General features: G+C 67.4%; 24 protein-coding genes. 5 read left to right on the forward strand and 19 right to left on the reverse strand.

The genetic code is table 11. The features are described from left to right. Nucleotides 1-105: 105 nt before the first annotated feature. The 4 genes from GVL12_RS03715 to GVL12_RS03730 are packed head-to-tail and all read right to left on the reverse strand — an operon-like array spanning nt 106 to nt 2,664. Nucleotides 106-1,074 carry an aspartate carbamoyltransferase catalytic subunit gene (locus GVL12_RS03715; protein WP_200843481.1) on the reverse strand — a complete coding sequence of 323 codons (969 nt, stop codon included), beginning with the start codon at nt 1,072-1,074 and terminating at the stop codon, nt 106-108. Further along, on the reverse strand, nt 1,071-1,589 hold the full coding sequence (gene pyrR, locus GVL12_RS03720; protein ID WP_159911290.1) for a bifunctional pyr operon transcriptional regulator/uracil phosphoribosyltransferase PyrR: 519 nt from the start codon (nt 1,587-1,589) through the stop codon (nt 1,071-1,073). The genes GVL12_RS03715 and pyrR overlap by 4 nt, the downstream gene beginning before the upstream one ends. Continuing rightward, the gene (gene ruvX, locus GVL12_RS03725; protein WP_159911291.1) at nt 1,586-2,089 is read right to left on the reverse strand and encodes a Holliday junction resolvase RuvX; all 504 of its coding nucleotides are present in this window, start codon (nt 2,087-2,089) and stop codon (nt 1,586-1,588) included. The genes pyrR and ruvX overlap by 4 nt, the downstream gene beginning before the upstream one ends. After that, nucleotides 2,086-2,664 (reverse strand): YqgE/AlgH family protein, encoded by a 579-nt coding sequence (locus GVL12_RS03730; protein WP_200843482.1) that lies wholly within the window; start codon nt 2,662-2,664, stop codon nt 2,086-2,088. Before GVL12_RS03730 ends, ruvX begins: the two co-directional genes overlap by 4 nt. A 43-nt stretch (nt 2,665-2,707) precedes the next feature. Here GVL12_RS03730 and GVL12_RS03735 point away from each other — a divergent pair, with 43 nt between their 5' ends. Next, on the forward strand, nt 2,708-4,216 hold the full coding sequence (locus GVL12_RS03735) for a deoxyribodipyrimidine photo-lyase (RefSeq protein WP_159911293.1): 1,509 nt from the start codon (nt 2,708-2,710) through the stop codon (nt 4,214-4,216). 160 nt (nt 4,217-4,376) lie between these two features. On the opposite strand, the gene GVL12_RS03740 is transcribed toward GVL12_RS03735, so the two are convergent. From GVL12_RS03740 to GVL12_RS03765, 6 genes are read right to left on the reverse strand one after another with little or no spacing between them, the layout of a single operon-like run. Then, nucleotides 4,377-10,358, reverse strand: a complete 5,982-nt coding sequence (locus tag GVL12_RS03740; RefSeq protein ID WP_159911294.1) for an Hpt domain-containing protein — start codon at nt 10,356-10,358, stop codon at nt 4,377-4,379. A 49-nt stretch (nt 10,359-10,407) separates the two neighbouring features. Next, entirely contained in the window at nt 10,408-12,627 is a 2,220-nt protein-coding gene (locus GVL12_RS03745; protein WP_200843474.1) for a methyl-accepting chemotaxis protein, read from the reverse strand. Nucleotides 12,628-12,677: 50 nt separating this feature from the next. Continuing rightward, nucleotides 12,678-13,205: a chemotaxis protein CheW gene (locus GVL12_RS03750; RefSeq protein WP_159911296.1), complete on the reverse strand. Its 528-nt coding sequence runs from the start codon at nt 13,203-13,205 to the stop codon at nt 12,678-12,680. A 13-nt stretch (nt 13,206-13,218) separates the two neighbouring features. Next, nucleotides 13,219-13,584: a PleD family two-component system response regulator gene (locus GVL12_RS03755; protein ID WP_159911297.1), complete on the reverse strand. Its 366-nt coding sequence runs from the start codon at nt 13,582-13,584 to the stop codon at nt 13,219-13,221. Next, a complete protein-coding gene (locus GVL12_RS03760; protein WP_159911298.1) occupies nt 13,584-13,985 on the reverse strand; it encodes a PleD family two-component system response regulator in 402 nt (133 codons plus the stop codon). The genes GVL12_RS03755 and GVL12_RS03760 overlap by 1 nt, the downstream gene beginning before the upstream one ends. Before the next feature lie 44 nt (nt 13,986-14,029). Further along, nucleotides 14,030-14,182: a rubredoxin gene (locus GVL12_RS03765; protein WP_159911299.1), complete on the reverse strand. Its 153-nt coding sequence runs from the start codon at nt 14,180-14,182 to the stop codon at nt 14,030-14,032. Between the two features lie 115 nt (nt 14,183-14,297). Between GVL12_RS03765 and GVL12_RS03770 the strand changes: the two genes are divergently transcribed. After that, nucleotides 14,298-15,290: a bifunctional hydroxymethylpyrimidine kinase/phosphomethylpyrimidine kinase gene (locus GVL12_RS03770; protein ID WP_159911300.1), complete on the forward strand. Its 993-nt coding sequence runs from the start codon at nt 14,298-14,300 to the stop codon at nt 15,288-15,290. Further along, complete coding sequence (gene hemL, locus GVL12_RS03775) at nt 15,274-16,578, forward strand: glutamate-1-semialdehyde 2,1-aminomutase (protein ID WP_159911301.1); 1,305 nt, start codon at nt 15,274-15,276, stop codon at nt 16,576-16,578. Before GVL12_RS03770 ends, hemL begins: the two co-directional genes overlap by 17 nt. Nucleotides 16,579-16,664: 86 nt before the next feature. On the opposite strand, the gene GVL12_RS03780 is transcribed toward hemL, so the two are convergent. The 7 genes from GVL12_RS03780 to GVL12_RS03810 form a co-directional block, all read right to left on the reverse strand. Beyond that, nucleotides 16,665-17,384, reverse strand: a complete 720-nt coding sequence (locus GVL12_RS03780; protein ID WP_200843476.1) for an RES family NAD+ phosphorylase — start codon at nt 17,382-17,384, stop codon at nt 16,665-16,667. Next, entirely contained in the window at nt 17,381-17,755 is a 375-nt protein-coding gene (locus tag GVL12_RS03785) for a helix-turn-helix transcriptional regulator (protein WP_159911302.1), read from the reverse strand. The genes GVL12_RS03780 and GVL12_RS03785 overlap by 4 nt, the downstream gene beginning before the upstream one ends. Nucleotides 17,756-17,957: 202 nt before the next feature. Continuing rightward, nucleotides 17,958-18,392: a c-type cytochrome gene (locus tag GVL12_RS03790; RefSeq protein ID WP_159911303.1), complete on the reverse strand. Its 435-nt coding sequence runs from the start codon at nt 18,390-18,392 to the stop codon at nt 17,958-17,960. Between the two features lie 12 nt (nt 18,393-18,404). Next, nucleotides 18,405-19,997, reverse strand: a complete 1,593-nt coding sequence (gene purH, locus GVL12_RS03795) for a bifunctional phosphoribosylaminoimidazolecarboxamide formyltransferase/IMP cyclohydrolase (RefSeq protein ID WP_159911304.1) — start codon at nt 19,995-19,997, stop codon at nt 18,405-18,407. A gap of 80 nt (nt 19,998-20,077) precedes the next feature. Beyond that, a complete protein-coding gene (locus tag GVL12_RS03800) occupies nt 20,078-20,311 on the reverse strand; it encodes a Fis family transcriptional regulator (RefSeq protein ID WP_159911305.1) in 234 nt (77 codons plus the stop codon). Beyond that, the gene (gene dusB, locus GVL12_RS03805; protein ID WP_200843483.1) at nt 20,308-21,360 is read right to left on the reverse strand and encodes a tRNA dihydrouridine synthase DusB; all 1,053 of its coding nucleotides are present in this window, start codon (nt 21,358-21,360) and stop codon (nt 20,308-20,310) included. Before dusB ends, GVL12_RS03800 begins: the two co-directional genes overlap by 4 nt. Nucleotides 21,361-21,487: 127 nt before the next feature. Then, nucleotides 21,488-21,988 carry a D-Ala-D-Ala dipeptidase gene (locus tag GVL12_RS03810; protein ID WP_159911307.1) on the reverse strand — a complete coding sequence of 167 codons (501 nt, stop codon included), beginning with the start codon at nt 21,986-21,988 and terminating at the stop codon, nt 21,488-21,490. Nucleotides 21,989-22,170: 182 nt separating this feature from the next. On the opposite strand from GVL12_RS03810, the gene GVL12_RS03815 reads away from it, so the two are divergent. After that, the gene (locus tag GVL12_RS03815; RefSeq protein WP_200843477.1) at nt 22,171-22,692 is read left to right on the forward strand and encodes a YqaA family protein; all 522 of its coding nucleotides are present in this window, start codon (nt 22,171-22,173) and stop codon (nt 22,690-22,692) included. A gap of 10 nt (nt 22,693-22,702) precedes the next feature. Here GVL12_RS03815 and GVL12_RS03820 read toward each other — a convergent pair whose 3' ends face one another. Both GVL12_RS03820 and GVL12_RS03825 read right to left on the reverse strand, forming a co-directional pair. Continuing rightward, entirely contained in the window at nt 22,703-23,485 is a 783-nt protein-coding gene (locus GVL12_RS03820; RefSeq protein WP_159911308.1) for an anti-sigma factor, read from the reverse strand. 105 nt (nt 23,486-23,590) lie between these two features. Next, nucleotides 23,591-24,166, reverse strand: coding sequence for a sigma-70 family RNA polymerase sigma factor (locus GVL12_RS03825; RefSeq protein WP_159911309.1), 576 nt, complete (start codon nt 24,164-24,166; stop codon nt 23,591-23,593). A 234-nt stretch (nt 24,167-24,400) separates the two neighbouring features. On the opposite strand from GVL12_RS03825, the gene GVL12_RS03830 reads away from it, so the two are divergent. Further along, entirely contained in the window at nt 24,401-24,994 is a 594-nt protein-coding gene (locus GVL12_RS03830; RefSeq protein ID WP_159911310.1) for a ferritin-like domain-containing protein, read from the forward strand. The last annotated feature ends 31 nt before the right edge of the window (nt 24,995-25,025 follow it).

Consider the following 25,025-nt stretch of genomic DNA (forward strand, 5'->3'; position numbering starts at 1 on the left):
GCCTGGGGGCAGCGAGGAAGGGCCGCCCCGCACCGAGGCTGCCGTCCCCCTCCACCGAAGGATGAGAGGGGGAAGCGCCGCAGGCGCTCAGGGGGTGTTCCATATTTAGGCTTCGTTGCCGGCAACAATGGACATCACGGCCATGCGCACGGCAATGCCGAACGAGACCTGCGACAGGATCACGGCCTGCGGGCCGTCGACCACTTCGGAATCGATCTCCACGCCGCGGTTGATGGGGCCTGGGTGCATCACGATGGCGTCGGGCTGGGCCAGGCGCAGCTTCTCGGCCGTGAGACCGAAGGCCTTGAAATATTCCTGGCTCGAGGGCAGCAGCGCGCCCGTCATGCGTTCGTTCTGCAGGCGCAGCATGATGATCACGTCGGCGTCGCGTATGCCTTCTTCCAGCGTGTGGAACACGCGCACGCCCATCAGCGACAGGTCGGAAGGCACGAGCGTGCGCGGGCCGACCACGCGCACTTCGGCCGCGCCCAGCGTGGTGAGCGCATGGATGTCCGAGCGCGCGACGCGCGAGTGCAGCACGTCGCCTACGATGGCCACGCGCAGGTTGGAGAAATCCTTCTTGTAGTGGCGGATGGTGTACATGTCCAGCAGCCCCTGCGTGGGGTGGGCATGGCGGCCGTCGCCGGCGTTCACCACGTGCACGTGCGGCGCGACATGCTGGGCCACGAGGTAGGGCGCGCCCGACTCGCTGTGGCGCACGACGAAGATGTCGGCGGCCATGGCCGACAGGTTGGCGATGGTGTCGAGCAGCGACTCGCCCTTGCTGGCCGAGCTGCGCGCGATGTCGAGGTTGAACACGTCGGCCGACAGCCGCTTGGCGGCGATCTCAAACGTGGTGCGCGTGCGCGTGCTGTTCTCGAAGAACAGGTTGAACACGCTCTTGCCGCGCAGCAGCGGCACCTTCTTGACTTCGCGGTCGTTGACGCTCACGAAGTTGGCCGCGGTGTCGAGGATATGCGTCAGGATGTCCTTGGACAGGCCTTCGGTCGACAGCAGGTGAATCAACTCACCGTTCTTGTTGAGCTGGGGATTGCGCTTGTACAACACGGTCAGGCCTCTTGGATGCGGAAATGGAAGCGCCCCTGCTCGTCGCGCGCCAGCGCCAGCGCCTGGGCGGGCGGCAGCGCGATGCGGGCCGCGGCGAAGTCGGCCTGGATGGGCAGCTCGCGCCCACCGCGGTCGACCAGCACGGCCAGGCGCACGCAGTCGGGCCGGCCGTAGTCGTAGAGTTCGTTGAGCACGGCGCGGATGGTGCGGCCCGTGTAGAGCACGTCGTCGAGCACCAGGATGTCGGCGCCGTTGACGTCGAAGTCGATCTGCGTCTGGGCGCTGGTGGCCATGCCGCGCTGCGCGAAGTCGTCGCGGTGCAGCGCCGAGGACAGCACGCTGGGCGTGCCGGGCAGGTTCAGGTCCTTGTGCAGGCGCTCGACCAGCCAGGCACCGCCCGAAGTGATGCCCGCCAGGCGCGTCGAAGCTCCCATGAGGCTGCGCACGCCGCGCAGCAGTTCACGGTACAGCGCCTCGGCGTCGAGCACCAGGCTGCCGCTACCGGCGATGGGATCGTTCATGGAAGACTCCTCAAAAACTGTTCAAGAATGATGCAGGCCGACGCGGCATCGGCGTCGCGCGCGCCGCCCGACAGCGCCTCGGTCGTGCTGTAGCGCTCGTCGACCTCGAACACCTGCAGGCCGAAGCGCCCGCGCAGCTGGCGGCCGAACTTGAGCGCACGCGCGGTGTTCTCGTGGGCCGCGCCGTCGGGGTGGTAAGGCACGCCTATCACCAGCGCGTCGGGCTGGAACTCCTTGATGCGCGCGGCGACCTGCAGCATGCGCGCATCCGCGCCTTCGGCCTTGATCGTCGCCTGCGGCGTTGTGAGCCCCAGCATGCGGCTGCCCGTGGCCACGCCCGTGCGCTTGGTGCCGAAGTCAAAGGCCAGGAAACTCTGGAAATGCGCGGGCACGACGACGGGCGCGCGCAGCGGCGCGTCCGTGGGCGCGCGCAGCGGCGCGTCCGTGGGCGCGCGCGCAGGCGACGGTGCCGGCGGCACCGTGTCGGGAGCGTCGCTCATGCGTGCCCCACTTCCGGGGACAGCGACCAGGCCTGCAGGCCCAGCAGGGCCAGCGCGCGGTCGTAGCGCTCGGCCACCGGGGCTTCGAAAATCAGCCCCACGTCGGCGCCCACCGTAAGCCAGGTGTTTTCCGACAGTTCGGATTCCAGCTGGCCTTCGCCCCACGAGGCATAGCCCAGCGAGACAAACACCCGGCGCGGGCCGGCGCCGTTGGACAGCGCTTCGAGCACGTCCTTGGAAGTCGTCATCTCGAGCCCGCCGGGAATGGTCATGGTCGAGGCATAAATGGATTCCTCGGCGACGATGCCCTCGGCGAGGAAGGCGTCGTGCAGCACGAAGCCGCGGTCGGTCTGTACCGGGCCACCCCGGTACACCACGTCGGTGCGCAGGTCTTCGCGCCCGAGGGAAAGGTCGATCTTGTCGAGCAGGCCTTCAAGGCTCAATGGCATGGGCTTGTTGATGATCAAGCCCAGAGCGCCACGCTCACTGTGCTCGCACAGGTACACCACGCTGCGCGAAAAAGACTCATCTTCGACGCCGGGCATGGCGATCAGAAAATGGTGCGTCAAGTTGATAGGCGCAGAATCAGCGGGCATTCCCAGATTTTAACGGTGATCCATGGCACTTTCGGGCCCTGTGGGCTTGGTCTGGTTGCGACGCGACCTGCGCACGCACGACCACGCCGCCCTTTTTCATGCTTTGCGCGGCTGCGCGCAGGTGCATTGCGTCTTTCTTTTCGACGATTCCATCCTCGCGCCGCTGCCACGCGCCGACCGGCGTGTCGAGTTCATCCAGCGCAGCCTGGTCTCGCTCGATGCGCAGTTGCGCGCGCTCTCTGGCCACGCCGACGCCGGCCTGATCGTACGCCAGGGGCTGGCCGCGCAGGAAATTCCGCGCCTGGCGCAACAACTGGGCGCGACGGCGGTATTCGCCAACCACGATGACGAGCCCCAGGCGCTGGCGCGCGATGCGCGCGTGCGCGCCGCGCTGCAGGCCAACGGCGTGGCACTGCACACCTACAAGGACCATGTGATTTTCGAGCGCGACGAAGTGCTGACGCTGGCGGGCGCGCCGTTCAGCGTGTTCACGCCCTACAAGAACGCCTGGCTGCGCAAGCTCAACGCCTTCTATCTTTCGTCCTACCCCGTCGAGCGTTACGCAAGCCGCCTCGCACCCCGGCCCGCGGGCTATTGCCGGCTGCCCACGCTGGCCGAGATCGGCTTCGAGGCCACCAATCTGCAGCAGCTGGCTTTGCCCACCGGCAGCGAAGGCGCGGCGCAACTGCTTGCCGACTTCGTTCCGCGGCTCGCGCACTATGGCGAGGCGCGCGACTTTCCGGCCGTCAAGGGCCCGAGCTATCTGAGCGTGCACCTGCGCTTTGGCACCGTGTCGATACGCGAGCTCGCCCGCCTGGCCTGGACCGAATCGTCGCAGCGCCAGAGCCCGGGCGCGGCCGTCTGGCTCAGCGAACTCATCTGGCGCGATTTCTACCACCAGATCCTGGCCCACCATCCGCGCGTGGTGACGCAGGCCTTCAAGCCCGCGTACGACGCCATCGTCTGGGAAAGCGGCGCCGAGGCCGAACGCCTGTTCGCCGCCTGGTGCGAAGGCCGCACGGGCTACCCGCTGGTCGACGCGGCCATGGGCCAGCTCAACCAGACCGGCTATATGCACAACCGGCTGCGCATGGTCGTGGCGAGCTTTCTGGTCAAGGACCTGGGAATCGACTGGCGCTGGGGCGAGCAGTATTTCGCCGAGCAGCTCAACGATTTCGACCTGGCCGCGAACAACGGCGGCTGGCAATGGGCGGCGTCTACAGGCTGTGACGCCCAGCCCTACTTCCGTATCTTCAACCCCATCAGCCAGAGCGAGAAGTTCGATGCCGCGGGCCGCTTTATCCGCCGCTATCTGCCGCAGCTCGCCGCCTTGCCCGACAAGCTGATCCACGCGCCATGGAAGGCCGGGCCGCTGGAGCTGGCCGCGGCGGGGCTGTCGCTGGTCGATGCGGGCCAGGCCTTGGGCCCTTCGAGCTATCCGCGCCCCATCGTGGACCATGCCGAGGCAAGGGATAAGACGCTGGCGAGGTATTCGGTGGTCAAGGGGGCTGCGGTTAACTCCGCCCGCTAAGAAAAAGCGCGCTTTCGGTCTCTAGTCTGGACGTTCACCCTTCGACGCGGCCGGCGAGGCAAGCTCAAGGAGAACGTGGGTTAGCGCGCAGTCAAAAACCCGTTCGGGCTGAGCCTGTCGAAGCCCAGGTATTCAACGGTTTTCACGCCGCGCCAATGGCTTACGCCATCGACGTCGTCTGAGCCGCAGACAGTGCAGCATAACGCTGCACCAGGCTCAGCAATTCCTCATCGGAATACGGCTTGCCCAGGTAGTGGTTCACGCCGATTTGCTGCGCATGTTCGCGGTGTTTCTGCGCGATGCGCGAGGTGATCATGATGATGGGCAGATCGTGCAGCCGCGCGTCGGCGCGGATATGGCGCGCGAGATCGAAGCCGTCCATGCGCGGCATTTCGATGTCGGACAGCACCACCGCCGGGCGCGCGCCCTGCAGTTTTTCCAGCGCCTGCAGGCCGTCGGACGCGACTTCGACACGGTAGCCTTCGCGCTGCAGCAGGCGCTGGGTCACGCGGCGCACGGTGATCGAGTCGTCGACCACCAGCACCAGCGGCACTTCGCCCGCGCCCGCGGCCTGGGGCTGGACGGTGGCCACGCCGTCGCCGCCGGCAAGCTGCACCGCCGCAGCAGGCTGGCGCCGCAGCTGTTCGCGCACCTGCTCGCCATAGACCGTGGCCAGTGCCACCGGGTTGTAGATCAGCACCACCGCGCCCGAGGCCAGCACCGACATGCCGGTCAGGCCCGGCAGGCGCGCGAGCTGCGGCCCCAGGGGCTTCACAACCAGTTCCTGGTTGCCCAGCACTTCGTCCACATGCAGCGCCAGCCGCTGGGCCGCGCTGCGCAGGATCACCACGGCGCGGGTCTTGCCCACGCCTTCGAGGCTTTGCGCAGACGTCTGCCACAGCGCGCCGCCCCAGAAGAACGGCAGGGCCTGCTCGCTGCCGGGCTCGTCGAGCTGGCCGCTGGCATAGGCCTGCTCCAGCGCCGCCAAAGGCACGCGGCGCACGATCTCGACCAGATTCGCGGGCACGCCCACGGCGAACTGGCCCACGCGCAGCATCACCACCTGCGTCACCGCCGTGGTCAGCGGCAATACCAGCGCGAACGACGAGCCCGCACCCGGCGTGCTCTGGGTTTCTATGCGCCCGCCGAGCGCATTGACTTCGGAGCGCACCACGTCCATGCCGATGCCGCGCCCGGACACGCCGGTCACTTCGGTCGCCGTCGTGAAGCCCGGCTGGAAGATCAGCTGCCCGGCTTGCTCGGCGGTGATGGCCGCGTCTTCGGCGGCCAGGCCGCGCGCGACGGCCACGGCGTGAATGCGCTTGAGGTCCAGCCCCGCGCCGTCGTCGTCGAAGCGCACGCGCACGTCGTTGCCTTCGTGCTGCAGCGTCACGCTGATGGTGCCGGTCGCGGCCTTGCCCCGGGCCTCGCGCTGCGCGGGCAGTTCAATGCCGTGGGCCACGCAGTTGCGCAGCAGGTGCTCGAACGCCGGCACCATGCGGTCGAGCACGCCGCGGTCCATTTCAATGGTGCCGCCGACGATGTTCAGCCGCACCTGCTTGCCCATTTCCTTGGACGTCTGGCGCACCACGGCGTACAGGCGCTCGGAAATGGCGTCGAATTCGACCATGCGCGTGCGCAGCAGATCGCGCTGCAGGTCGCGCGCCTGGCGGCCCTGGGCGACGAGATCGTCTTCGGCGGCGGCGAGGTCGCGCTGCAGGTTGCGCTGCACCGTGGCCACGTCGTTGACCGACTCGGCCATCATGCGCGTGAGTTCCTGCACGCGTGTGAAGCGGTCGAACTCCAGCGGGTCGAAGCCCGCGGCCGAATCCTTGGAGAGCGCGAGCCGCGACTGCATCTGCGTCTCGGCCTGGACTTCGATGTCGCGCAGTTGCTGGCGCAGGCGCTCGAGGTTGCCGTTGAGGTCGTGCAGCGAGCTGCGCGCCTGCGCCAGGCGCGCGTCGATGCGCGAACGCGCGATCAGCACTTCGCCCGACTGGTTGATCAGCCGGTCGAGCAGCTGGCCGCGCACGCGCACCGACTGCTGCGAGGCCGAACGCCCGGCCGTGAGCGGGACAATCGGCGTGAACGTAGCCGCGCGCAGGCCGGCATTGCGCTCGCGCGCCGGCTCGGCCGGCATGGGCGCCGTGGGCTCGGCGGGCGGCGCCGCGGCAATTTCCTCGCCCAGCGCGCGCAATGCGCCGAAATGCGCATTGAGCGTGTCGAAACTGCCCAGCAGCGGCTCTATCTGTACGGCCTGCGCCGCCTGTGCGTCGATGTGCTCTATCGCCGACTCGAGCCGGTGGGTGATTTCACCCAGGCGCATCGCGCCAGCCAGCCGTGCGCTGCCCTTGAGCGTGTGCAGCGCGCGCAGGCTCGCATTGCGCGCCTCGAGCCGCTGCGGGTGCGCGGCCCAGTCGCGCAGCGCCGTGCCCAGCACCGGCAGCAGCTCGGCCGCCTCTTCCTCGAAAATCGGGAACAGGTCGGGGTCGAGCGCATCGAGCGCTTCGATGTCGTCATCGATGTCGCTGTCCATGCCCACGGCAAGCGCCAGCGCGGCGTCGATCGGGTCCGGCTTCGGCGCCGGGGCTTGCGGCTCGAATGCAATGGCCTCGGGTTGCGCCTCGGCTGCGGCTTCGCGCTGCGGCTGCGTTTCAGCCGCCTGCTGCGCCCTGGCCTGTTCAGCCGCGTCGGCGTCCAGCTCCTGCGCCCAGATCGCGTCTTCGGCATCGAGGCCCGGGGCCACGCTGCCCTCACCGGCAATGCGGTCGATTTCGCTGTCGAGCACCTGCTGCAGCGCGGCTTCCACGGCCGGCAGCGGCGTCTTGAGAAAGCCCGCGGCGAACTGGTGCAGCAGGCGGCGGATCTCATTGGCCGCGCCCTGGAACGCAGCCAGTTGCTGCGCATCGCCGCGGCCTTGCGGGCGCACGTGCATCAGCGCGTGCTCGAGCGCGCGCGACAGAAGCGACAAGTCCTTGAAGCCCACGGTCGCCGAACTGCCGGCCAGCGAATGCGCCCAGCCCACGGCTTCCTCGGGCTGGGGGCGGTGCGCTTCGAGCGCCCATTCCTGCAGCGCCACATCGAGGCGGCGCGACCACTCGTCGGCTTCGTTCAGATAGACGTTGTACAGCGGCAGGTGGATGCGCAGGCCGTCGATCACCTTGACATTGTCGTCGACGGGCTCGGGTTCAGGCTCGGGTTCGGGCTCGGGTGGCAGCGCGGCCTCGGGCACAGGCCCGGCCACGGGCGCAGCTTCTGGCTCCGAAGCAAGTTCCATGACCGGCTCGGCTTCAGGCACAGGTTCCTGGGCGGGCGCGATGTCGGGCACGGCAGCGGGCGCCACCACCGGCACGCTGTCGGCGGCGGGCGCGGCCTGCGCGCCGGACGTCCATGTCCAGCCTTCGTCCAGGGGCGCGGCAACGGGCGCCGCGGGCGATTCGGCGCGCTGCGGCGGCTGCGCCGCGTCGTCCTCGATCTGGGTATCGTCCCAGCCGGGTGTGTCGTCTAGCCACTCCTGGCCCGACTCGGCCTCGGCGCCCTGCGCGATGGGCTCGACGGCAGGCGGCTCGGGCACCGGCGCGGCATCGGGCAAGCGCTCGCTGGCCTGGAGCGCGGACTCAAAGGCGGCAAAATCGATTTCCTCGACAACGCCCGGCAGCGCGGGCAAAGGCGTGGTGTCGCCATCGGTGCCCGTTTCCTGCACCCCGGGCAGAAGTTCTTCGGCCGCAGGCGCTGGCACCTGCCGGCGACGGCGCAGCGATGGCTGCAGCGCCACGGGTGCGCGCTGGCCATCAAGGCGCATCGCATCGGCCGCGGCGCGAAACGGCGTCGCCGACCAGTCCTGGTCCTGGCCGTCGGCAATCGCCTGGGTCCAGGCGGCAAACGCCTGCAAGGCGTCGCGCGCCAGCGCCTGCCAGGCGGGCGGCATGGCCTTTTGCTCGCCCAGCCAGGCGTTGAGCATCTGCTCCATGGCCCAGCCGGCTTCGCCGAACTCGTCGAGCCCGACCATGCGCGCGCTGCCCTTGAGCGTGTGAAAGACCCGGCGCAAGCTGGTCTGTGCGTTCCACTGTTCAGCGTCGCCGGCCAGCGCATCGAGCGCCTCGAGGCCTTGGCCCACGACTTCGCGCGCTTCCTCGAGGAAGATCCCGCGCAGTTCCTCGTCCGTGTCTTCATCGGCCACGCTCAACGGCGCGGCCGCAGGGGCGGCAACGGGCTGCGGCAGGGCGTCGGCCACGGCCGGCGCTGCAGCGACGGGTACCGGTTGCGCGGCCACCGGCGCCGCGGCAACCGGGAGCACCGGCGCCACAGGCTGGGCGGCGCGCGCTTCGACATGCTGCGTCTGCGCCTGGGGCGCGTCGCTGGCACGTACGCGGTTGCGGCCCATGATGATGCGCAGCTCGCCCAATGTCTCGTCATAGACGAACAGCTGGCGCGCGAGATTGCGCTGGTAGCTGAGCATGTCGATCAGAAAGCCCAGCGCACCGAGGTTGGCGCCCAGCCGCGCAAAGACCGGGGGCTGGCCGGCCGCGGGGATCTCGTTGCGCATCAGCTGCTCGACGGTATCGCGCATGCGCGCCACGGCCAGGCAGGCCTGCTCCAGGCCCAGCACCGACAGCACGCCGCGCATCTGCGCCATGTGCTGCGCCGCCTGGGCCAGCACATCGACCTGGGCCGGCTGGCGGAAGAACTGGTCGAGCAGGTTTTCGGCCTCGGCCAGCGTGGTGCGCAGTTCGCCCACCACGCTGCCCATGGTCTGGCTGTCGCTCACATGCCGGTAGAGATCCTCCATCCAGGGTTCCAGCGGCTGCGACTCCATGCCTTGGCGCACTTCATCCAGGCGCTGCGCGAGCCGGCCCGAATGCGCGGCCATGGATTCGTCGGCCAGTTCCGGCGACGCGAGCGCCGCCTGGAGATAGAGGATGGCGGTCGCGACTTCGAGCGCCAGCGCCGGCGCCGGTGGCTCGCCGCTGCGCGCCATCGATTCGATCACGCGCTGCAGCGCGCGCGCCAGCCCGGTGCTGTCGGGGTAGAGCTTGTTGAGCGAATCACAGACCTGGCCGAACTGCTCGACCACGGGCTTGATCTTGCTGCGGTCGCCGCCGGCCAGCGCCGACCAGCATTCGGTCGCCGTGGCCACGCGCTTGCGCGCCTGCGCGAGCAGCGCGGGATCGAAACGGCCAAAGCGCGGCCGCTCGTAGTCGACCGCCGGGTGGCGCGCCAGGCCAAAGGATTCGCGCACCGCGCGCAGCACCGGCGCCTGGGTGCCAGGCTCGGCCGCCTGCGCGCAGAAGAACAGCAGGTCCTGGGTCAGCCGCTCGGGCAGGCGCTGGTCGCCCTTGGCCATGGCCGCGTACTGCATCAGCACGCGCGAAGCCGCGCGCTTGGCGTAGACGTCGGGCTTGATCAGGCCCTGCGCGAACGCGTCGAAGAAGCCGGCCGCGATCTTCCAGAACGTTCGCGCATCGGGCTCGTTCTGCGCGGCGACAAAGCCCAGGCAGACCGCGCGCAGCTGGGCCGCGGCAGCGGGATTGCCGGTCTTGACCAGCGCCAGCACGCCCGCGTCGAGCAGCGCGCGCGCCTGCGGGCCATAGGCCAGCGCCGGCGTGCTTTCGGGCAGCGCGGGCTCGTGCATGCGCCGCTCGGCGGGCCACAGATCGGCCGGATGCACCTTGTCGTTGCCGGCCAGCGATTGCACCGCGCGGTACTGGGGAAACAGCGCCACGGCGGGCACGGCCCTGCCGGCCAGCAGCGTGTCGAGGTATTCGAGCAAGGCGAAGCTCGCGTTCTCGAGCGTGCCCGCGGCTTCGGGGGTGCAGCGCTGCGGGTCCTGCGCCAGGCGCAGCACGGCCGCTTCCATCGCATGCACCAGGCGCGCGGGCGCGGGCATGTCGACCATTTCCAGCGCGCCGCCGGCCTGGTGCAGCGCCTGCTGCACGGCCAGCGTGTCGAGCGCTGCGGCGGCGCCATCCTGCGTCAGCTCGGCCTCGCGCGCGCAACGCGCGAGCGCCTTGGCCGCGCCTTCGAGCGATTTGCGCAGTTCGTCGATGACCCATGCCAGGGGCCCGAGGTCCTGCTCGCCCTGCGCAGCGTCGGCCGAAGCTGTCTCGGCGGCATGGGGAAAGAAGGCGTCAGTGGAAGACATGCGGAACTCCGCGGCGGACTAACGCCGGTGTAGGAAAGGGGAAGACGCCTCAGGCGATCTTGAATCGGGCCACCGACTGGCGCAGTTCCTCGGCCATGTGCGACAGCTCGCGCACCTGCTGGGCCGTGCTGCGCGTGCCTTCGCCAGTCTGCTCGGTCACCGCGAAAATGTGCTGGATATTGTCGGCCACGCCGTTGGCCAGATCGGCTTCGCGCGAGGTGGACTGCGAGATCTGTTCGATCAGATCGGCCAGGCGGCGCGAAACGCTATCGATCTCGCTGAGCGCCGTGCCCGCGGTATCGGACAGCTCGGCGCCCTGCACCACGCCCTGGGTCGAGCGCTCCATGGCCGCAACCGCATCCTGGGTGTCGGTCTGAATCGCTTTGACCAGCACCGAAATCTGCCGCGTCGCATCGGCCGAGCGTTCGGCCAGCCGCTGCACTTCCTCGGCCACGACCGAAAAGCCCCGGCCGGCTTCACCGGCCGAAGCGGCCTGGATGGCGGCGTTGAGCGCCAGCACATTGGTCTGCTCGGTAATGTCGGAAATCAGCTCGGTGATTTCGCCGATCTCCTGCGACGACTCACCCAGGCGCTTGATGCGCTTGGAGGTGTCCTGGATCTGGTCACGGATGGAGTTCATGCCACCGATGGTGTTCTGCACCGCCTTCAGGCCCTGGTCCGCGGCCTGCAGCGACTGGCGCGCCACCGCGGCCGACTCCTGGGCCTGGGCCGAGACCTGGTTGATGCGCGTCGCCATGTCGAGCACCGAGCGGCCTGTTTCGCGGATCTCGCGCAGCTGTTCGGTCGATGCCGCGAGCAGCTCGGTCGAGGTGCTGTCGACCTTGGCCGTGGTCTGCGCCACGCGCGTCGCGGTGTTCTGCACGCTGCCCACGAGCAGGCGCAGTTCTTCCACGGTGTAGTTCACCGAGTCGGCGATCGCGCCCGTGATGTCCTCGGTCACCGTGGCTTCCTGAGTCAGGTCGCCTTCGGCCACGGACTGCAGCTCGTTCATCAGCCGCAAAATCGCCGCCTGGTTGGCGTCGTTGACGCGCTTGGCTTCGTGCTCCTGGCGGCGCGCGTCGCGCTGCTGCTGCTCGGCCGCGCCCTGGCGGTTGCGGCTGTCGAGCAGCTGCACGCGCGAAATGCCCACGCCGCACAGCAGCACGAACAGGCCCACCAGGCCCAGCAGTGCGAACTGGCCCGCGCCCAATCCCGCCGTCGAGCGCAGCTGGCCCTGCAATGCTTCGAGGCCGCGGCGCAGCGCTTCGCTGTCGTTGTTGATCGTCGTCTGGCCTTCGCGCGCGGCCACCAGGCCCTGCAGGTTGCCCAGGATGGCGCTGGCGCCGGTACGCGTTTGCTCATACAGCGCGATCAGCGCCTGCAGCTGCTCGCGCGTTTGCGCGTCGCGCGTCGCCGCCAGGCGCAGTTCAGCACTGCCGTTGAGCAGGCTTTCGGCGATTTCGCGGAACGAGGCCAGGTCCTTGCCGAGCAGGAATACCGCTTCGGGGCTCACGCCTTCGGCGGTCTGGAATTCGTTGGCCGACTTGCCTATGCGCTGGGTCAGCATCACCAGTTGGCCAGCGGCCGAGATCTCGGCGGGCGACGCGCCCTGCTGCAGCTTGAGCGAGGCAATCGTTTCGGCGACTTCGAGCAGATCCGACGACTGGCGGTTCACCGCGCGCAGCGCGTCGCCGACCTGCATCAGCACCTGCCGCTGCGCCATCACCTGCTGGGCGCTGCTTTCGGCGCGCTCCATCAATGGCGTGATTTCCGCGAGCGCATCGGCGTATTCGGAGCCCAGCGGCGCCACGCCCAGCGCGTCGTCACCACCGGCGAGCGCGCGCACGCTGCGAGCGAGCACGTCCGCGCTTTCCTGCAGACCGTCGAACGCCGGGCCATTGCCGGTCATCGCCTGCGACGCCGATTTGGCCAGGCGCTGCGACTGCATCAGCGCCTGGCCATTGGCGGCCAGTTGCTGGGCCGAACGCTCGGCCTGCTGCAGCACCCAGCCGGCCATCAGCGCCAGCACGGTGACGCCGACCGCCAGCATGATCAGCAGGCGGCGCTGCTGCTGCGCCGCGGGCGCGCGGCCCAGCAGGGGCAGCGACACCTGCTCTTCATGGAGCTGCCGCTCGTCGTCGGTGAACGACGAAAGACCGCTTTCGCCGTAGAGGCTGGCCGGAGCATTGCGCGCGGGCTCCTGCGCCACGTCTGCGTCAGACAGATCGCTCAGCCCTTCGCCGCTGCCGGCGGAACGGCGCTGAAACATTTTTCCAATTTTCTGGGCAAAAGACATGACACAGCCTCACAGGGGAAAACTCAGGCACGGATATGGAGAAATACAGGGTCTTGCGCGAGGCTTTGCAGATCGATTTCCTGCCAGGAATCGCCCGCCTCGTCGAAGTAGGTCGCCCCCCAGTAGCCTGGGGCATCGGGCGGGGCATCCTGCATGCCCGTGAAATTCTGCGCGCCGCGCAATCCCAGCAGGCGGTCCACGAGCAGGGCCGCATGCACCTCCAGTGCCGGATTGAAGGCCAGCAGGCTCGCGTCGGCCAGCGTCATCTCGTTGCGCACCACGGCCCTGCCCTGCAGGCCGGGAAAGTCGACCACCGCGGCCAGCGTGCCGCGCAGGTTGGCCACGCCCATCAGCCAGGGCCGGGTGTAGGGCACGCGCAGCACGCCCGACCAGGGAAAGATCTCGCCCGCATGCGCGAGCGGCATCAGATAGCGGCTGCCGCCGGCCTCGACGGCCAGCCAGCTGGCCGCGGCCACGCCTTCGCTGCGGGCGGCTTGAAGCCGCGCGGCCAGCCGCGCATGCAATTGTCTCAGTGCTTCACGATTGGCCATGGAACAGCGCCGCTCAGCCCAGCGCGTCGATCTTGGCCTGCAGCTCTGCCGGGTCCACGGGCTTGGTGATGTAGGCGCGCGCGCCCTGGCGCAGGCCCCAGACGCGGTCGGTTTCCTGGCTCTTGCTGGTACACATGATGATGGGCACATCGGCGTACTGGGGATCGCGTGTGATTGCCCGCGTGAGCTGAAAGCCGTTCTGTCCCGGCATGACCACGTCCATCAGGATCAGGTCGGGCTTTTCCTCGGCCAGGCAGCGAAAGGCCTCGTCGGCGTTTTCCGCACAGCGCACCTGCATGCCTTTTTTCTGCAGCAAATCCGTCAGAAACATCAGCTCGGTCTTCGAGTCATCAACGACCAGCACCTTCTGAACAGCCATCACATCGCTCCTTGGGGAATCTTGCCGAATTGCCGCACGGCCTGCAGCAACTGGTCTTTGGTAAAGGGTTTGGTCAGGTATTCCTGACAGCCGACCATGCGCCCGCGCGCCTTGTCGAACACGCCGTCCTTGGACGAGAGCATGACCACGGGCGTATCGGCATAGCGCGCATTGCGCTTGATGATCGCGCAGGTCTGGTAGCCGTCGAGCTTGGGCATCAGGATGTCGCAGAAGATCAGCTGCGGCTGGTGGTCGTTGACCTTGGCCAGCGCGTCATAACCATCGTCGGCGAGCAGCACTTCGTAGCCGCCCTGGCGCAAAAAGATTTCGGCACTGCGCCGGATGGTGTTGCTGTCGTCCACCACCAGTACCTTCAAAGGTGCGTCCGCTGTCGTTGTCACTTGAGATCCTCCCAGTCAAACCACGGCGCAGGTGCACCCTGCGCTCAAATTTCAACCATCTCGAAGTCTTCCTTGCGGGCCGCGCATTCCGGACAGGTCCAGTTCATCGGAACGTCTTCCCAACGGGTTTGCGCTGGAATGCCATGTTCCGGACAGCCGAGCTCCTCGTGGTACAGCCAGCCGCAGATCAAACACATCCAAGTCTTAGGGTTCGTCACAGCTTAAAGGGCCTTCACATAGAATGCAACGATTGTATCCAGTCATCACCCTGACACACCCAGGCATTGGCGCAGGGGCAAACTAAGGCCCATCATGGCAACAACTCCCACCCCATCCACCGCCTTGGGCGCACCCGCGCCCGAAGACTTCGATGTCGCGCAGCCAGTGTGCGTGCTGGTATTCAACGCCAGCGACCCCAGCGGCGCGGGAGGCCTGACGGCCGACATCACCACCATCGCTTCTGTCGGCGGACACCCGCTGGGCGTGGTCACCGGCACCTACGTACGCGACACCAGCCGCATCTTCGAGCACTACGCGTTTGCCGACGACTGCGTCGACGAACAGGCGCGGGCCGTGCTCGAGGACCTGCCGGTGCGCGCCATCAAGGTCGGCTTCGCGGGCAGCCCCGAGAACCTGGCGGTGATCGCCGAAATCTCGTCCGACTACCCCGACCTGCCCATCATCAGCTACATGCCCGAGCTGTCCTGGTGGCGCGACGACCTGCTCGACCAGTACCTCGACGCATTCCGCGAGCTGGTGCTGCCGCAGACTTCGGTGTTGGTCGGAAACCACAGCACGCTGTGGCGCTGGCTGCTGCCCGACTGGGATGCAAGCCGCAGCCCCAGCGCGCGCGACCTGGCGATGGCCGCCGACGCACTGGGCGTGCCCTATGTGCTCGTGACCGGCATTCCGCTGCCCGAGCAGTTTCTCGACAACGTGCTGTCGACCCAGCATGCGGTGCTCGCCAGCCACCGCTTCGAGATGTTCGACGGCTCGTTCAGCGGCGCGGGCGACACCCTGTCGGCGGCGCTCACGGCGCTGGTGGCCAGCGGCAACGACCTGATCAGCGCCACCCAGGAAGCGCTCGAATACCTGGACCACAGCCTGGACAACGGCTTTCGCCCGGGCATGGGCCACTTCCTGCCGGATCGCATGTTCTGGGCCCAGCCCGAGGACGACGAACTCGATGCCGATGCCGAAAACGAGGAAGCGGCGCCCGCGCCCGCGACCCCGCTGGGCCGATCGGTGAATGAACCACTGCCCCTCGAGGGCTTTGTGATGCCACCCCATGACACCAAACACTGACCTGAATCTTCCCCTGTTCGAACGCGCCAAGGCCGTGATCCCCGGCGGCGTGAACTCGCCGGTGCGCGCCTTCAATGCCGTCGGCGGCACGCCGCGCTTCGTGCAGCGCGCCCAGGGCGCCTATTTCTGGGACGCCAACGACCAGCAGTTCGTCGACTACATAGGCTCCTGGGGCCCGATGATTCTGGGCCACGGCCACCCCGAAGTGCTGGCTGCCGTGCAGGAAGCCGCGCTCGACGGCTTCAGCTTCGGCGCGCCCACCGAGCGCGAAGTCACGCTCGCCGAGAAACTGATCGCGCTGCTGCCGGCTATGGAAATGGTGCGCCTGGTCAGCTCGGGCACCGAAGCGACCATGAGCGCCATGCGCCTGGCACGCGGCTTCACGGGCCGCAAGAAGATCATCAAGTTCAACGGCTGCTACCACGGCCACTCCGACGCCCTGCTGGTCAAGGCAGGCTCGGGCCTGGCGACGTTCGGCAATGCGACCAGCGCCGGCGTCACGCCCGAAGCCGTGCAGGACACGCTGGTGCTCGAGTACAACGACATCGCCCAGCTCGAGGAAGCCTTCCAGCTCTACGGCGAGCAGCTGGCCTGCGTGATGATCGAGCCGATTGCCGGCAACATGAACTTCGTGCGCGCCAGCGTCGCGTTCACGCGCCGCATCCGCGAGCTGTGCACGCAGCATGGCGCGCTGCTGGTCTACGACGAAGTGATGACCGGTTTTCGCGTGGCCCTGGGCTGCGCGCAAAGCGTTTACGCGAAGCACATTCCGGGCTTTGCGCCCGACATCACGGTGCTGGGCAAGGTGATAGGCGGCGGCATGCCGATGGCGGCCTTCGGCGCGCGCCGCGAGATCATGGCCAGGCTCTCGCCGCTGGGCCCGGTCTACCAGGCGGGCACGCTGTCGGGCAACCCCATCGCCACGGCCTGCGGCCTCAAGACGCTCGAGCTGATCAGCCAGCCGGGCTTCCACGAGCAGCTGCACCGCCGCACGGGCCGGCTGATCGCGGGCCTCACGGCAGCCGCGCACGCAGCCGGCCTGCCGTTTTGCGGCGACCACGAAGGCGGGCTCTTCGGCTTCTTCTTCCTGCCCGAACTGCCCACGACCTATGCCGAAGTGATGCGCACCGACGGCCAGCGCTTCAACAAGTTCTACCATGGCATGCTCGAGCGCGGCCACTACTTCGCGCCCGCGCTGTATGAGGCGGGCTTTGTGAGCGCGGCCCATACCGACGCCGATATCGACAGCACCATCGAAGCCGCGCGCGCGGTGTTCAAGACGCTGTAAACGCTGCATACCGATGAAAAAGCCCCGCAGGTTTTGGCCTGCGGGGCTTTTGTCATTCAGGTCCAGGCGTTGTCAACAGGCCCTTGCTACTCGCGCCATTCAAAGCGTTCAGTCCCGCTCTTGCTGATCATCATCACGGTCTCCCTGGTCGCCTTGCAAATCCACTCTTGCCTGGATTGCTCCAGCGCGGCGTTGTCTGCAAACACCGCATCGGGGCTCAGGGCTGCGGCCAAGGCACAGCTTGGCGCTCGCACTGACTCGTATTGAATCCAATCGATTGAAGCGGCAGTTGCGGCTTCTGCCAGCTTGTGGGTCGCACTGTAGTCAGAAGCGTGCTTCCACAAATGAGAAAGTTGCACCCATGGATGGCCCATCAAGTTGATGGCGCGCCCGCGCACGGAAGCTTGATAGAACGTATGTTCCGTGACCAGTTCACCATCAGCCACCAGCCCCGCGCTATCTTGAATGAAGCGCATGCGCCAGCAGGCAACTTCCGAACAAGCCCCGGGCAGGGTGGATGAGCCATACCACAGGCCGCTTTGCTGGCCTGGTCGGAAACGTGAACTGTGCTGCGGAAAATAGCGAAACGGGCTCAGCAGCAGGTAATGCTTGGCCGTGGTGCTTTGCGCGGCGGGTGGTTTGCTGCTTTCGAGCAGTTGCTCCAGCAACTCCTGCTCTTGCAGCGAGTCCACCAGCTTCATGGAGGCGGCGATGTATTGCGTTTCCACCCCTCTCCATGCGTTCTCCATGCTCAGGTTGACGCAATGCTCCTCCAGCCAGGCCGGGTCCCAGGTCTCAGCCTTCATGTTGCTGCGCGCATGCCATCAAGATAGGAAAGGGTTCTGACCAAGCCGTCGGCCTTGCGGATCAACTCGTTGGGAGAGCCAAGCAGCGCCTTGTTGTAGCTGCCCATCCAGTTCTTGCGCTTGGCATCATCGCCGCCGATCAACGGGTCCAACGAGCGGAACACGCGAATCAGCATCAACGACAGTTCGCCTTCCTTGGTTGCTGGACTGATGGGCCGGCCGCTGGACTTGAGGCGGGAAACCGTGGCCTCACTGACGCCAATGACTGCAGCCAGATCGGCATTGCTCAATCCCAGCTGTTCGGCGGCCCGCAGGGTGGCTTTTGTCAAAACAACGGCGGGGTCGGGGGTTGGGCGAGGGGTTGAAAGCATGTCATTCTCCTGCCTGGTTTGAATTGCTCGGTTCTGTGCGTTCGATGATACCTAACCTGGAATCACATCACCATCAGATGAAATTATTTTGCAAATTTCTTGCAATTGATTGCATTCCATTGGAATCGCTGCACAAGCCCCCCTGGCAAGTCTAAGCATGACAGCCAGCCCCCATCGACCCCCATGGCCGCCACTTCTGGCGCTAGTGCGCCGGCGGGTCGGGCTGGGCCAGCAGCCAGACCGCCATGGCCTGCGCCTGCTCGGCGCTGATGCCCGGCTGGCGCGGCATCAGCTTGCGGCCCCAGACGCCGGCACTGCCTTCGCGTATCCTGCGTGCAAGGTATGCGAGCGCGTCCGGCTCGCCGCGGTAGCGCTGGGCGATCTGCGCAAAGCCCGGGCCGACATGGGTCTGCTCCATGCCATGGCAGCGCAGGCAGAACTGGGCCTGCACCTGCGCCCAGCCTTCGCTGGCCGCGGGCAGCGGGGCCGCACTCACGGCTGGCGCGGGCGGCGGCGGCCGGCGGCTGTGGATGCTTTGCCAGGCCAGCCAGGCGAACAAGGCCGGCACCATGGCAACGGCCACGCCCAGCCCCACCCGGCGCCAGCGCCTGGAGGCAGGGGAAGACGGCTGCACCATCAGCGCGTCAGATCAATGACGGAAGTGGCGCACGCCCGTGAAGACCATGGCCACGCCGCGCTCGTTGGCGGCGTCAATGACTTCCTGGTCGCGCATCGAGCCGCCGGGCTGGGCCACGCAGGTCGCGCCTGCATCCACCACCACGTCGAGGCCGTCACGGAACGGGAAGAACGCGTCGCTGGCGACGACGGTGTGCTGCAGCGACAGCTTGGCGGCTTCGGCCTTGATCGAGGCGATGCGCGCCGAGTCGAGGCGGCTCATCTGGCCCGCGCCCACGCCCATGGTCATGCCGTTCTTGCAGAACACGATGGCATTGCTCTTGACGTACTTGGCAACCTTCCAGGCAAACAGCAGGTCCTGCAGTTCTTCCTGGGTAGGCTGCTTGACGGTCACGATCTTCAGGTCGGCGAGCTGCAGCTCATGGTTGTCGGCGGTCTGCAGCAGCATGCCCGAACCCACGCGCTTGGTCTCGATCACGTTGCGCACCTGGTTGTAGTCGGCGGGCAGCGCGATCTTCATCAGGCGCACATTGGCCTTGGACTTGAAGACTTCGAGCGCTTCGGGCGTGAAGTCGGGGGCCATCAGCACTTCCGTGAACTGCTTGGCGACGGCCTGGGCCGCGGCCAGGTCGACGGTGCGGTTGAAGGCAATGATGCCGCCAAACGCGCTGGTCGGGTCGGTCTGGAAGGCCTTGGCATAGGCGTCATGCGCATTGCCGGCCACGGCCACGCCGCAGGGGTTGGCGTGCTTGACGATCACGCAGGCCGGTGCTTCGAAGCTCTTGACGCATTCCCAGGCGGCGTCGGCGTCGGCGATGTTGTTGTACGACAGTTCCTTGCCCTGCAGCTGCTGGCCCGTGGCCAGCGAGCCGGCAGCGGGTGCCAGATCGCGGTACCAGGCGGCCTGCTGGTGGCTGTTTTCACCGTAGCGCAGGTCCTGCACCTTGAGAAAATGGCTGTTGGCCTGGCCGGGGAAGGTGGCGCGTTCGGGCACGTATTCTTCCGACAGCTTGTCTTCCTCGAAGCGCACGCTCGACAGGTAGTCGCTGATCGCGCCGTCGTACTGGGCGATGCGGTTGAACGCCGCGACCGACAGCTCGAAGCGCAGCTTGTTCGACAGTTTGCCGCCGGCCTGCAGCTCGGCCAGCACGGCCGGGTATTGCGAAGCATCGGTCAGCACGCCGACGTCGGCCCAGTTCTTCGCAGCCGAGCGCACCATGGCCGGGCCGCCGATGTCGATGTTCTCGATCGCATCGGCCAGCGTGCAGCCGGGCTTGGCGACGGTCGCCTCGAACGGATACAGGTTCACCACCAGCAGGTCGATGGTGTCAATGCCGTGCTCCTTGAGGGCCGCCATGTGGGCGGGCACGTCGCGGCGCGCGAGCAGGCCGCCGTGGACCTTGGGGTGCAGGGTCTTGACGCGGCCGTCGAGCATTTCCGGGAAGGCGGTGACTTCGGCCACTTCGGTCACGGGCAGGCCCTTGTCGGCGAGCAGCTTGGCGGTGCCGCCGGTCGACAGCAGTCGCACGCCCATGGCGTGCAGCGCCTGGGCGAATTCAACGATGCCGGTCTTGTCGGAGACGGAAAGAAGTGCGGTGAGGGACATGGTGGGATATTTTCAAAAGGAAACGGGGCGAAAGCGTGCGAACGCGCGGGCTCGACGGCTTTCAAAAAGGGGGTGCGCGCTCAGAGCAGTTGGTGCTCGACAAGCTTCTTGCGCAGCGTGTTGCGGTTCAGGCCCAGCCATTCGGCGGCCCGCGACTGGTTGTGGTCGGCCTGGCTCATCACCACTTCGAGCAGCGGTTTCTCGACGACGCGCAGCAGCATGTCATACATGCTGTTGGGCGCTTCGCCATCCAGGTCGCGAAAATAGCTCTCGAGGCTGTCTCGCACGCATTGTTCAATATTCTGGTTGCTCATGCAGTCTGTCCTGCGGATTCTTCTAGAGGCTGGGCGTGGCCGTACGCAGCCGCCACCGGCAGCCGGTCCATCTGCGTGGCCAGCTGCTCCAGGTAGTCGGCCACGGCCTGCCATTGCACGCCGCAGTCCTCGATGGTGTTGATATGTTGGCGCAAGGCCTCCCCCCCGGGCAGGCTGCGCAGGTACCAGGCGATGTGCTTGCGCGCGCTGCGCACGCCCGTGCCTTCGCCGTAGAGGCTGTAATGGTCCTGCAGATGGTCGAGCAGCAGGCGGCGCAGCTCGGCCACCAGCGGCGGCGCCAGGTGCTCGCCGGTCGCCAGGAAATGGCCGATCTCGCGGAAGATCCAGGGCCGGCCCTGGGCCGCGCGGCCGACCATGATCGCATCGGCGCCGGTGTAGGCCAGCACATCGCGCGCCTTTTCGGGCGAGGTGATGTCGCCGTTGGCGACCACGGGCACGCGCACCGCGGCCTTCACCGCGGCAATCGTGTCGTACTCGGCAAAGCCCTTGTAGCCCTGCTCGCGCGTGCGTCCGTGCACGGTGAGCATCTGTATGCCCACGCCTTCGAACGCGCGCGCCAGCACTTCGGCATTCCTGTGGTCGTCGCTCCAGCCGGTGCGCATTTTCAGCGTCACCGGCACATTGGCCGGGGCGCAGGCCTCGACCACGGCCTGGGCGATCTCCACAGCCAGCTTCTCGTTTTGCATCAGCGCCGAGCCGGCCCATTTGTTGCAGACCTTCTTGGCCGGGCAGCCCATGTTGATGTCGATGATCTGCGCGCCGCGCTCGACGTTGTAGCGCGCCGCGTCGGCCATCATCTCGGCATCGGTGCCCGCGATCTGCACCGCGATCGGCCCGGGCTCGCCTTCATGGTTGGCGCGGCGCGACGTCTTGAGGCTGCTCCACAGGTCCTTGCGCGACGTGACCATTTCGCTGACCGCATAGCCCGCGCCCAGCGCCTTGCACAGCTGGCGGAAAGGCCGATCGGTCACCCCGGCCATGGGGGCGACAAACAAGCGGTTTTCCAGCGGAATATGACCAATGCGCAGCGCAGCCATCGAAGGATTCAGGTTGGGAAAGGGCGGTGGGAAAAAGAGGCGAGATTGTATCTGCTTAATTTTTCAGCAGAAAGAATGCGGTTGAAAGCCACCAGGGCCGCATCAACTACCCGGCCGCTCAGCGTGGCGCAAAGGCCCACCAGGTGTCGGCCACGGCGCGCAAGCCCTCGCGGCCCATCAGCGTGCGCAGCCACGCACGGTTGTGCAGCACATCGGGCGACAACGCATCTTCGGGCGGCTTCGCCAGATTCGCGGTGCTCACGCGCTGCGTGAGGCCCGACGCGCCCTGGGGTGCATCGCTGCCCATGTCGAGCAGTTCGCCATCGGCCAGCGGGCCGCGCACGGTCCGGGCCGCGCGCTCGCCGTCGACCACCTGCACCGCGACCGCGAGCACCTGTTGGCCGGCTGCAGCGTTCGCTCCCGACGCCAGCTGCGGGCAACCGAGCACGCGCAGCGCCATGCCCTCGCGCGCAAGCGCTGTCTGCACCGCCTGCAGGCGCGCGCGCTGGCCGGCCAGGCGCCGGCACTCGGCCTGCGCCAGCACCGAAGCGATCTCGGCCTGGGCCCGGGCCGAAGCCTGTGCCTCGTCCTGCCCGGCCGCCCCCGGGGGCGGCAGCACCCCACAACTGGCCAGCCCCAAAACCAGCACGCCCAGGCAGCTGTGTACCCAGCCCCTGCCCACCGCCCTACCCACTCTTTGTTGTCCAGGCATCGCGCTACACCTCTGTTTGTCTTGTCAAGCAAGCACAATAACCGCGGTCTGGATAAAGACAAGCCAGCCCAGGCCTACACTTGCGCCTCATGGAGATATGGATACACCAGTTGCTGGAATGGTTGTCGCTGCCGCAATTCGGGCTGAGCACGGTGTTTTTCGTCGCCTTGATCTCGGCGACCTTGCTGCCGCTGGGCTCCGAGCCCGCCGTCGCCGGGCTGCTGCAGCTCAACCCCGATCTGTTCTGGCAGGCGATTTTCGTCGCCACGGTCGGCAACACGCTGGGCGGCGCGATCAGCTGGTGGATGGGCCTGGGCGCGCACAAGGCCTGGCACAAGGCCAAGGAGCGCCACCTGATCGAAGGCGGCCCGCGCACCGGCAAGGCCGCGCGCCAGCCCTCGCGCCATGAGCGCAAGGCGCGCATCTGGCTGCGCCGCTTCGGCGCCAAGGCCTGCCTGCTGAGCTGGCTGCCGCTGGTCGGCGATCCGCTGTGCGTGGTCGCGGGCTGGTTGCGCCTGCCGTTCTGGCCCTGCGTGTTCTATATGGCGATTGGCAAGTTCCTGCGCTATCTGGTGATGACCAGTGCGCTGGTCTGGATCTGGCCAGCCTGACCTCCAGGGCCTACAAATCCCGCCGTATCAGCGCACCGGTGAACAGCACCGGCCCCGTCGGCCCGGTTTCGCTGGGCACGCCGCCCCTGGGCTCGAGGCTGATGGCCAGCATGGGCACGGTCTGCACCTGGGCTTCCTGGGCCGGGAGCTGCTCGAGCCGGCCCTGGCCGAGCACGCCCAGCGACCTGGGCCCGCCTTGCGGCGGCAAGGCCCACAACTGCAGCGATTGATCCGCGCCTTCGCGAAAGCCGCCGACGCGCTGCAGCACCAGGCGGTTCTGGCGCGCATCGAACGTCACCAGCATCGACGCCTCTTGCCTGCCATCCGCGAGCACTGCCACATACTGGATCTGCGGCGCCGCCTGCGCGGTCTGCAACTGGCTTTGCAGCAACGCCAGCTGCTGCGCGCTGGCCTGGCGCAGGTCCTGGTGGGACCACAGGCCCACCGCGACGGCGGCCACGGTGGCGAACGCTCCGGCCCAGGCGGCATTGCGCCACCAGGAGAGACCGGACGCAGGCACGGCCTGTGGACGACGCAGCGTCTGGGCCGCGCGTTCCTTCTCTGCCTGCAGCAGATTGTCGATGCGGGTCCAGACCGCGGCATCGGGCTGCACCGGCGCCTGCACTTCGGACAGCGCCGACCAGCGCTCCTGCCACAGCAAGGCCGTGGCGCGCACCTGCGCATGTTCGCGCGCCAGGTGCTCAAAGCGCCGGCGCGCGCCGCCGCGCAGCGTTCCCAGCGCATGGGCCGCGGCGAGGCGGTCGAGCAGTTCAGGGTTCTGTATCAGGTTCATGGTGCCACCTTCTCGGTTATCCACGGTGATCGCATCATCTGCAGCGCCTGAAACTGGCATGCTCCAACTCAGGGGCAGCCAGCCAAGGGCGGCTCAGGGAGGGCTTCATATATGCCGGGCCATGCATTTGCGCAACTGCTCCAGGCTTCGGCGCACCCAGGTCTTGACGGTGCCCAGCGGAAGTTTCAACTGGCTGGCCAGTTCGCTGTGGCTCAGGTCGCGCAGGTAGGCCAGGCTTACCACCTCGCGCTGGGCCTGCTCCAGGCGCTGCATGCACTGGTGCAGCACCAGCGCCTGCTCGCTGGCCTGTGCCAGCTGCATGGGGCCCAGGGCGTCGCTGGCCGGCAGGAAACCTTCGGCATCGTCGAGCGAGACGCTGACATGCATGCGCTCGGCGCGGCGCCGGCGCAGGAAGTCCAGGGCCCGGCTGCGCACCACCATGCCCATCCAGGCCAGCGGCGGGCTCAGCGAGGCGCGGTAGCTTGCGGCATTGCGCCAGATGCCCAGAAAACTGTCCTGCAGCACATCCTCGGCCCATTCCCGGTTGCCAAGAATGCGCAGCGCGAGCCCGTACAGGCGCGCGGCGCTGTGCTCGTAGAGCTGCTTGAGCGCGGCTTCCTCCTGCACGGCGATGCGGTCTAAAAGGTCCATCAGTTCGCTGTCCGGTGTATTTACGCTCATGCCCATCATTGTGCAAAGAAGCCTTGGCTTGCAGAGGCGCTGTTGGTTTGCCGCCAACCCAGAGGATTGGCCCTTGTGTAGCTGGCTATACGCAGGCAAGGGCCGATTGGATGCAGCCCTGTGGCTGGCGGGGCGCAAAAATATTCGCATTCAGCTGAATCCGATGGCGCCAGGGCTGCGTATCTCAAGTGTCAGGCACTGGAATGTGCCGACATCCACCCCACAGGAGCCATCATGAACACCCATTTGCTTGCAGACAATTCCACCCCGCTGGCCTCGCGCCGCGGATTCCTCGGCACCACGGGCACTTTGTCCGCCGTGGCCGTGGCCATGCTCGCGGGCCGGGACGCGCTGGCCCAGGGCATGGGCGGCGATGCGGCCCAGGATGTCTCGATTCTCAACATCGCGCTGGGGCTCGAACATGAAGCCATCAACGCCTATCAACTGGGTGCGGGCAGCGGCCTGCTGCAAAAGCCCGTGCTGGATGTGGCCGTGCTGTTCCAGAGCCACCACAAGGCCCACCGCGACGCGCTGATCGCCACCATCCAGAAGCTCGGCGGCGCCCCCGTGGCCGAGCGCCCCATGCACGTCTATGTCCAATCGCTCAAGGCCAACACTCTCAGGACCCAGAACGACGTGCTGGCCCTCGCGGCGCGCCTGGAGCTGGGCGCGACCAATGCCTATGTGGGCGTGATTCCCGCGTTTGCCAACCGCGACCTGGCCAAGGTCGCCGGACGCCTGGCCGCCGACGAGGCCATGCACTACACCGCGCTGATCTCGGCGCTGGGCCAGCCGCTGCCCGCCGGCGCGCTGTCGTTCGGCGCATGAGGCTGCGCAGGTACGGGCGCAACCGCGCGCG

The sequence above is a fragment of the Pantoea sp. 18069 genome (assembly GCF_902706035.1).
GTDB lineage: Bacteria > Pseudomonadota > Gammaproteobacteria > Burkholderiales > Burkholderiaceae_C > Comamonas.

Coding starts and splice junctions, on each gene's coding strand:
- pyrR (WP_159911290.1), bottom strand. CDS start 1,589: ATGAACGATCCCATCGCCGGTAGCGGCAGCCTGGTGCTCGACGCCGAG.
- ruvX (WP_159911291.1), bottom strand. CDS start 2,089: ATGAGCGACGCTCCCGACACGGTGCCGCCGGCACCGTCGCCTGCGCGC.
- GVL12_RS03735 (WP_159911293.1), top strand. CDS start 2,708: ATGGCACTTTCGGGCCCTGTGGGCTTGGTCTGGTTGCGACGCGACCTG.
- GVL12_RS03740 (WP_159911294.1), bottom strand. CDS start 10,358: ATGTCTTCCACTGACGCCTTCTTTCCCCATGCCGCCGAGACAGCTTCG.
- GVL12_RS03745 (WP_200843474.1), bottom strand. CDS start 12,627: ATGTTTCAGCGCCGTTCCGCCGGCAGCGGCGAAGGGCTGAGCGATCTG.
- GVL12_RS03750 (WP_159911296.1), bottom strand. CDS start 13,205: ATGGCCAATCGTGAAGCACTGAGACAATTGCATGCGCGGCTGGCCGCG.
- GVL12_RS03755 (WP_159911297.1), bottom strand. CDS start 13,584: ATGGCTGTTCAGAAGGTGCTGGTCGTTGATGACTCGAAGACCGAGCTG.
- GVL12_RS03765 (WP_159911299.1), bottom strand. CDS start 14,182: ATGTGTTTGATCTGCGGCTGGCTGTACCACGAGGAGCTCGGCTGTCCG.
- GVL12_RS03770 (WP_159911300.1), top strand. CDS start 14,298: ATGGCAACAACTCCCACCCCATCCACCGCCTTGGGCGCACCCGCGCCC.
- hemL (WP_159911301.1), top strand. CDS start 15,274: ATGACACCAAACACTGACCTGAATCTTCCCCTGTTCGAACGCGCCAAG.
- GVL12_RS03780 (WP_200843476.1), bottom strand. CDS start 17,384: ATGAAGGCTGAGACCTGGGACCCGGCCTGGCTGGAGGAGCATTGCGTC.
- GVL12_RS03785 (WP_159911302.1), bottom strand. CDS start 17,755: ATGCTTTCAACCCCTCGCCCAACCCCCGACCCCGCCGTTGTTTTGACA.
- GVL12_RS03790 (WP_159911303.1), bottom strand. CDS start 18,392: ATGGTGCAGCCGTCTTCCCCTGCCTCCAGGCGCTGGCGCCGGGTGGGG.
- purH (WP_159911304.1), bottom strand. CDS start 19,997: ATGTCCCTCACCGCACTTCTTTCCGTCTCCGACAAGACCGGCATCGTT.
- GVL12_RS03800 (WP_159911305.1), bottom strand. CDS start 20,311: ATGAGCAACCAGAATATTGAACAATGCGTGCGAGACAGCCTCGAGAGC.
- GVL12_RS03815 (WP_200843477.1), top strand. CDS start 22,171: ATGGAGATATGGATACACCAGTTGCTGGAATGGTTGTCGCTGCCGCAA.
- GVL12_RS03820 (WP_159911308.1), bottom strand. CDS start 23,485: ATGAACCTGATACAGAACCCTGAACTGCTCGACCGCCTCGCCGCGGCC.
- GVL12_RS03825 (WP_159911309.1), bottom strand. CDS start 24,166: ATGAGCGTAAATACACCGGACAGCGAACTGATGGACCTTTTAGACCGC.
- GVL12_RS03830 (WP_159911310.1), top strand. CDS start 24,401: ATGAACACCCATTTGCTTGCAGACAATTCCACCCCGCTGGCCTCGCGC.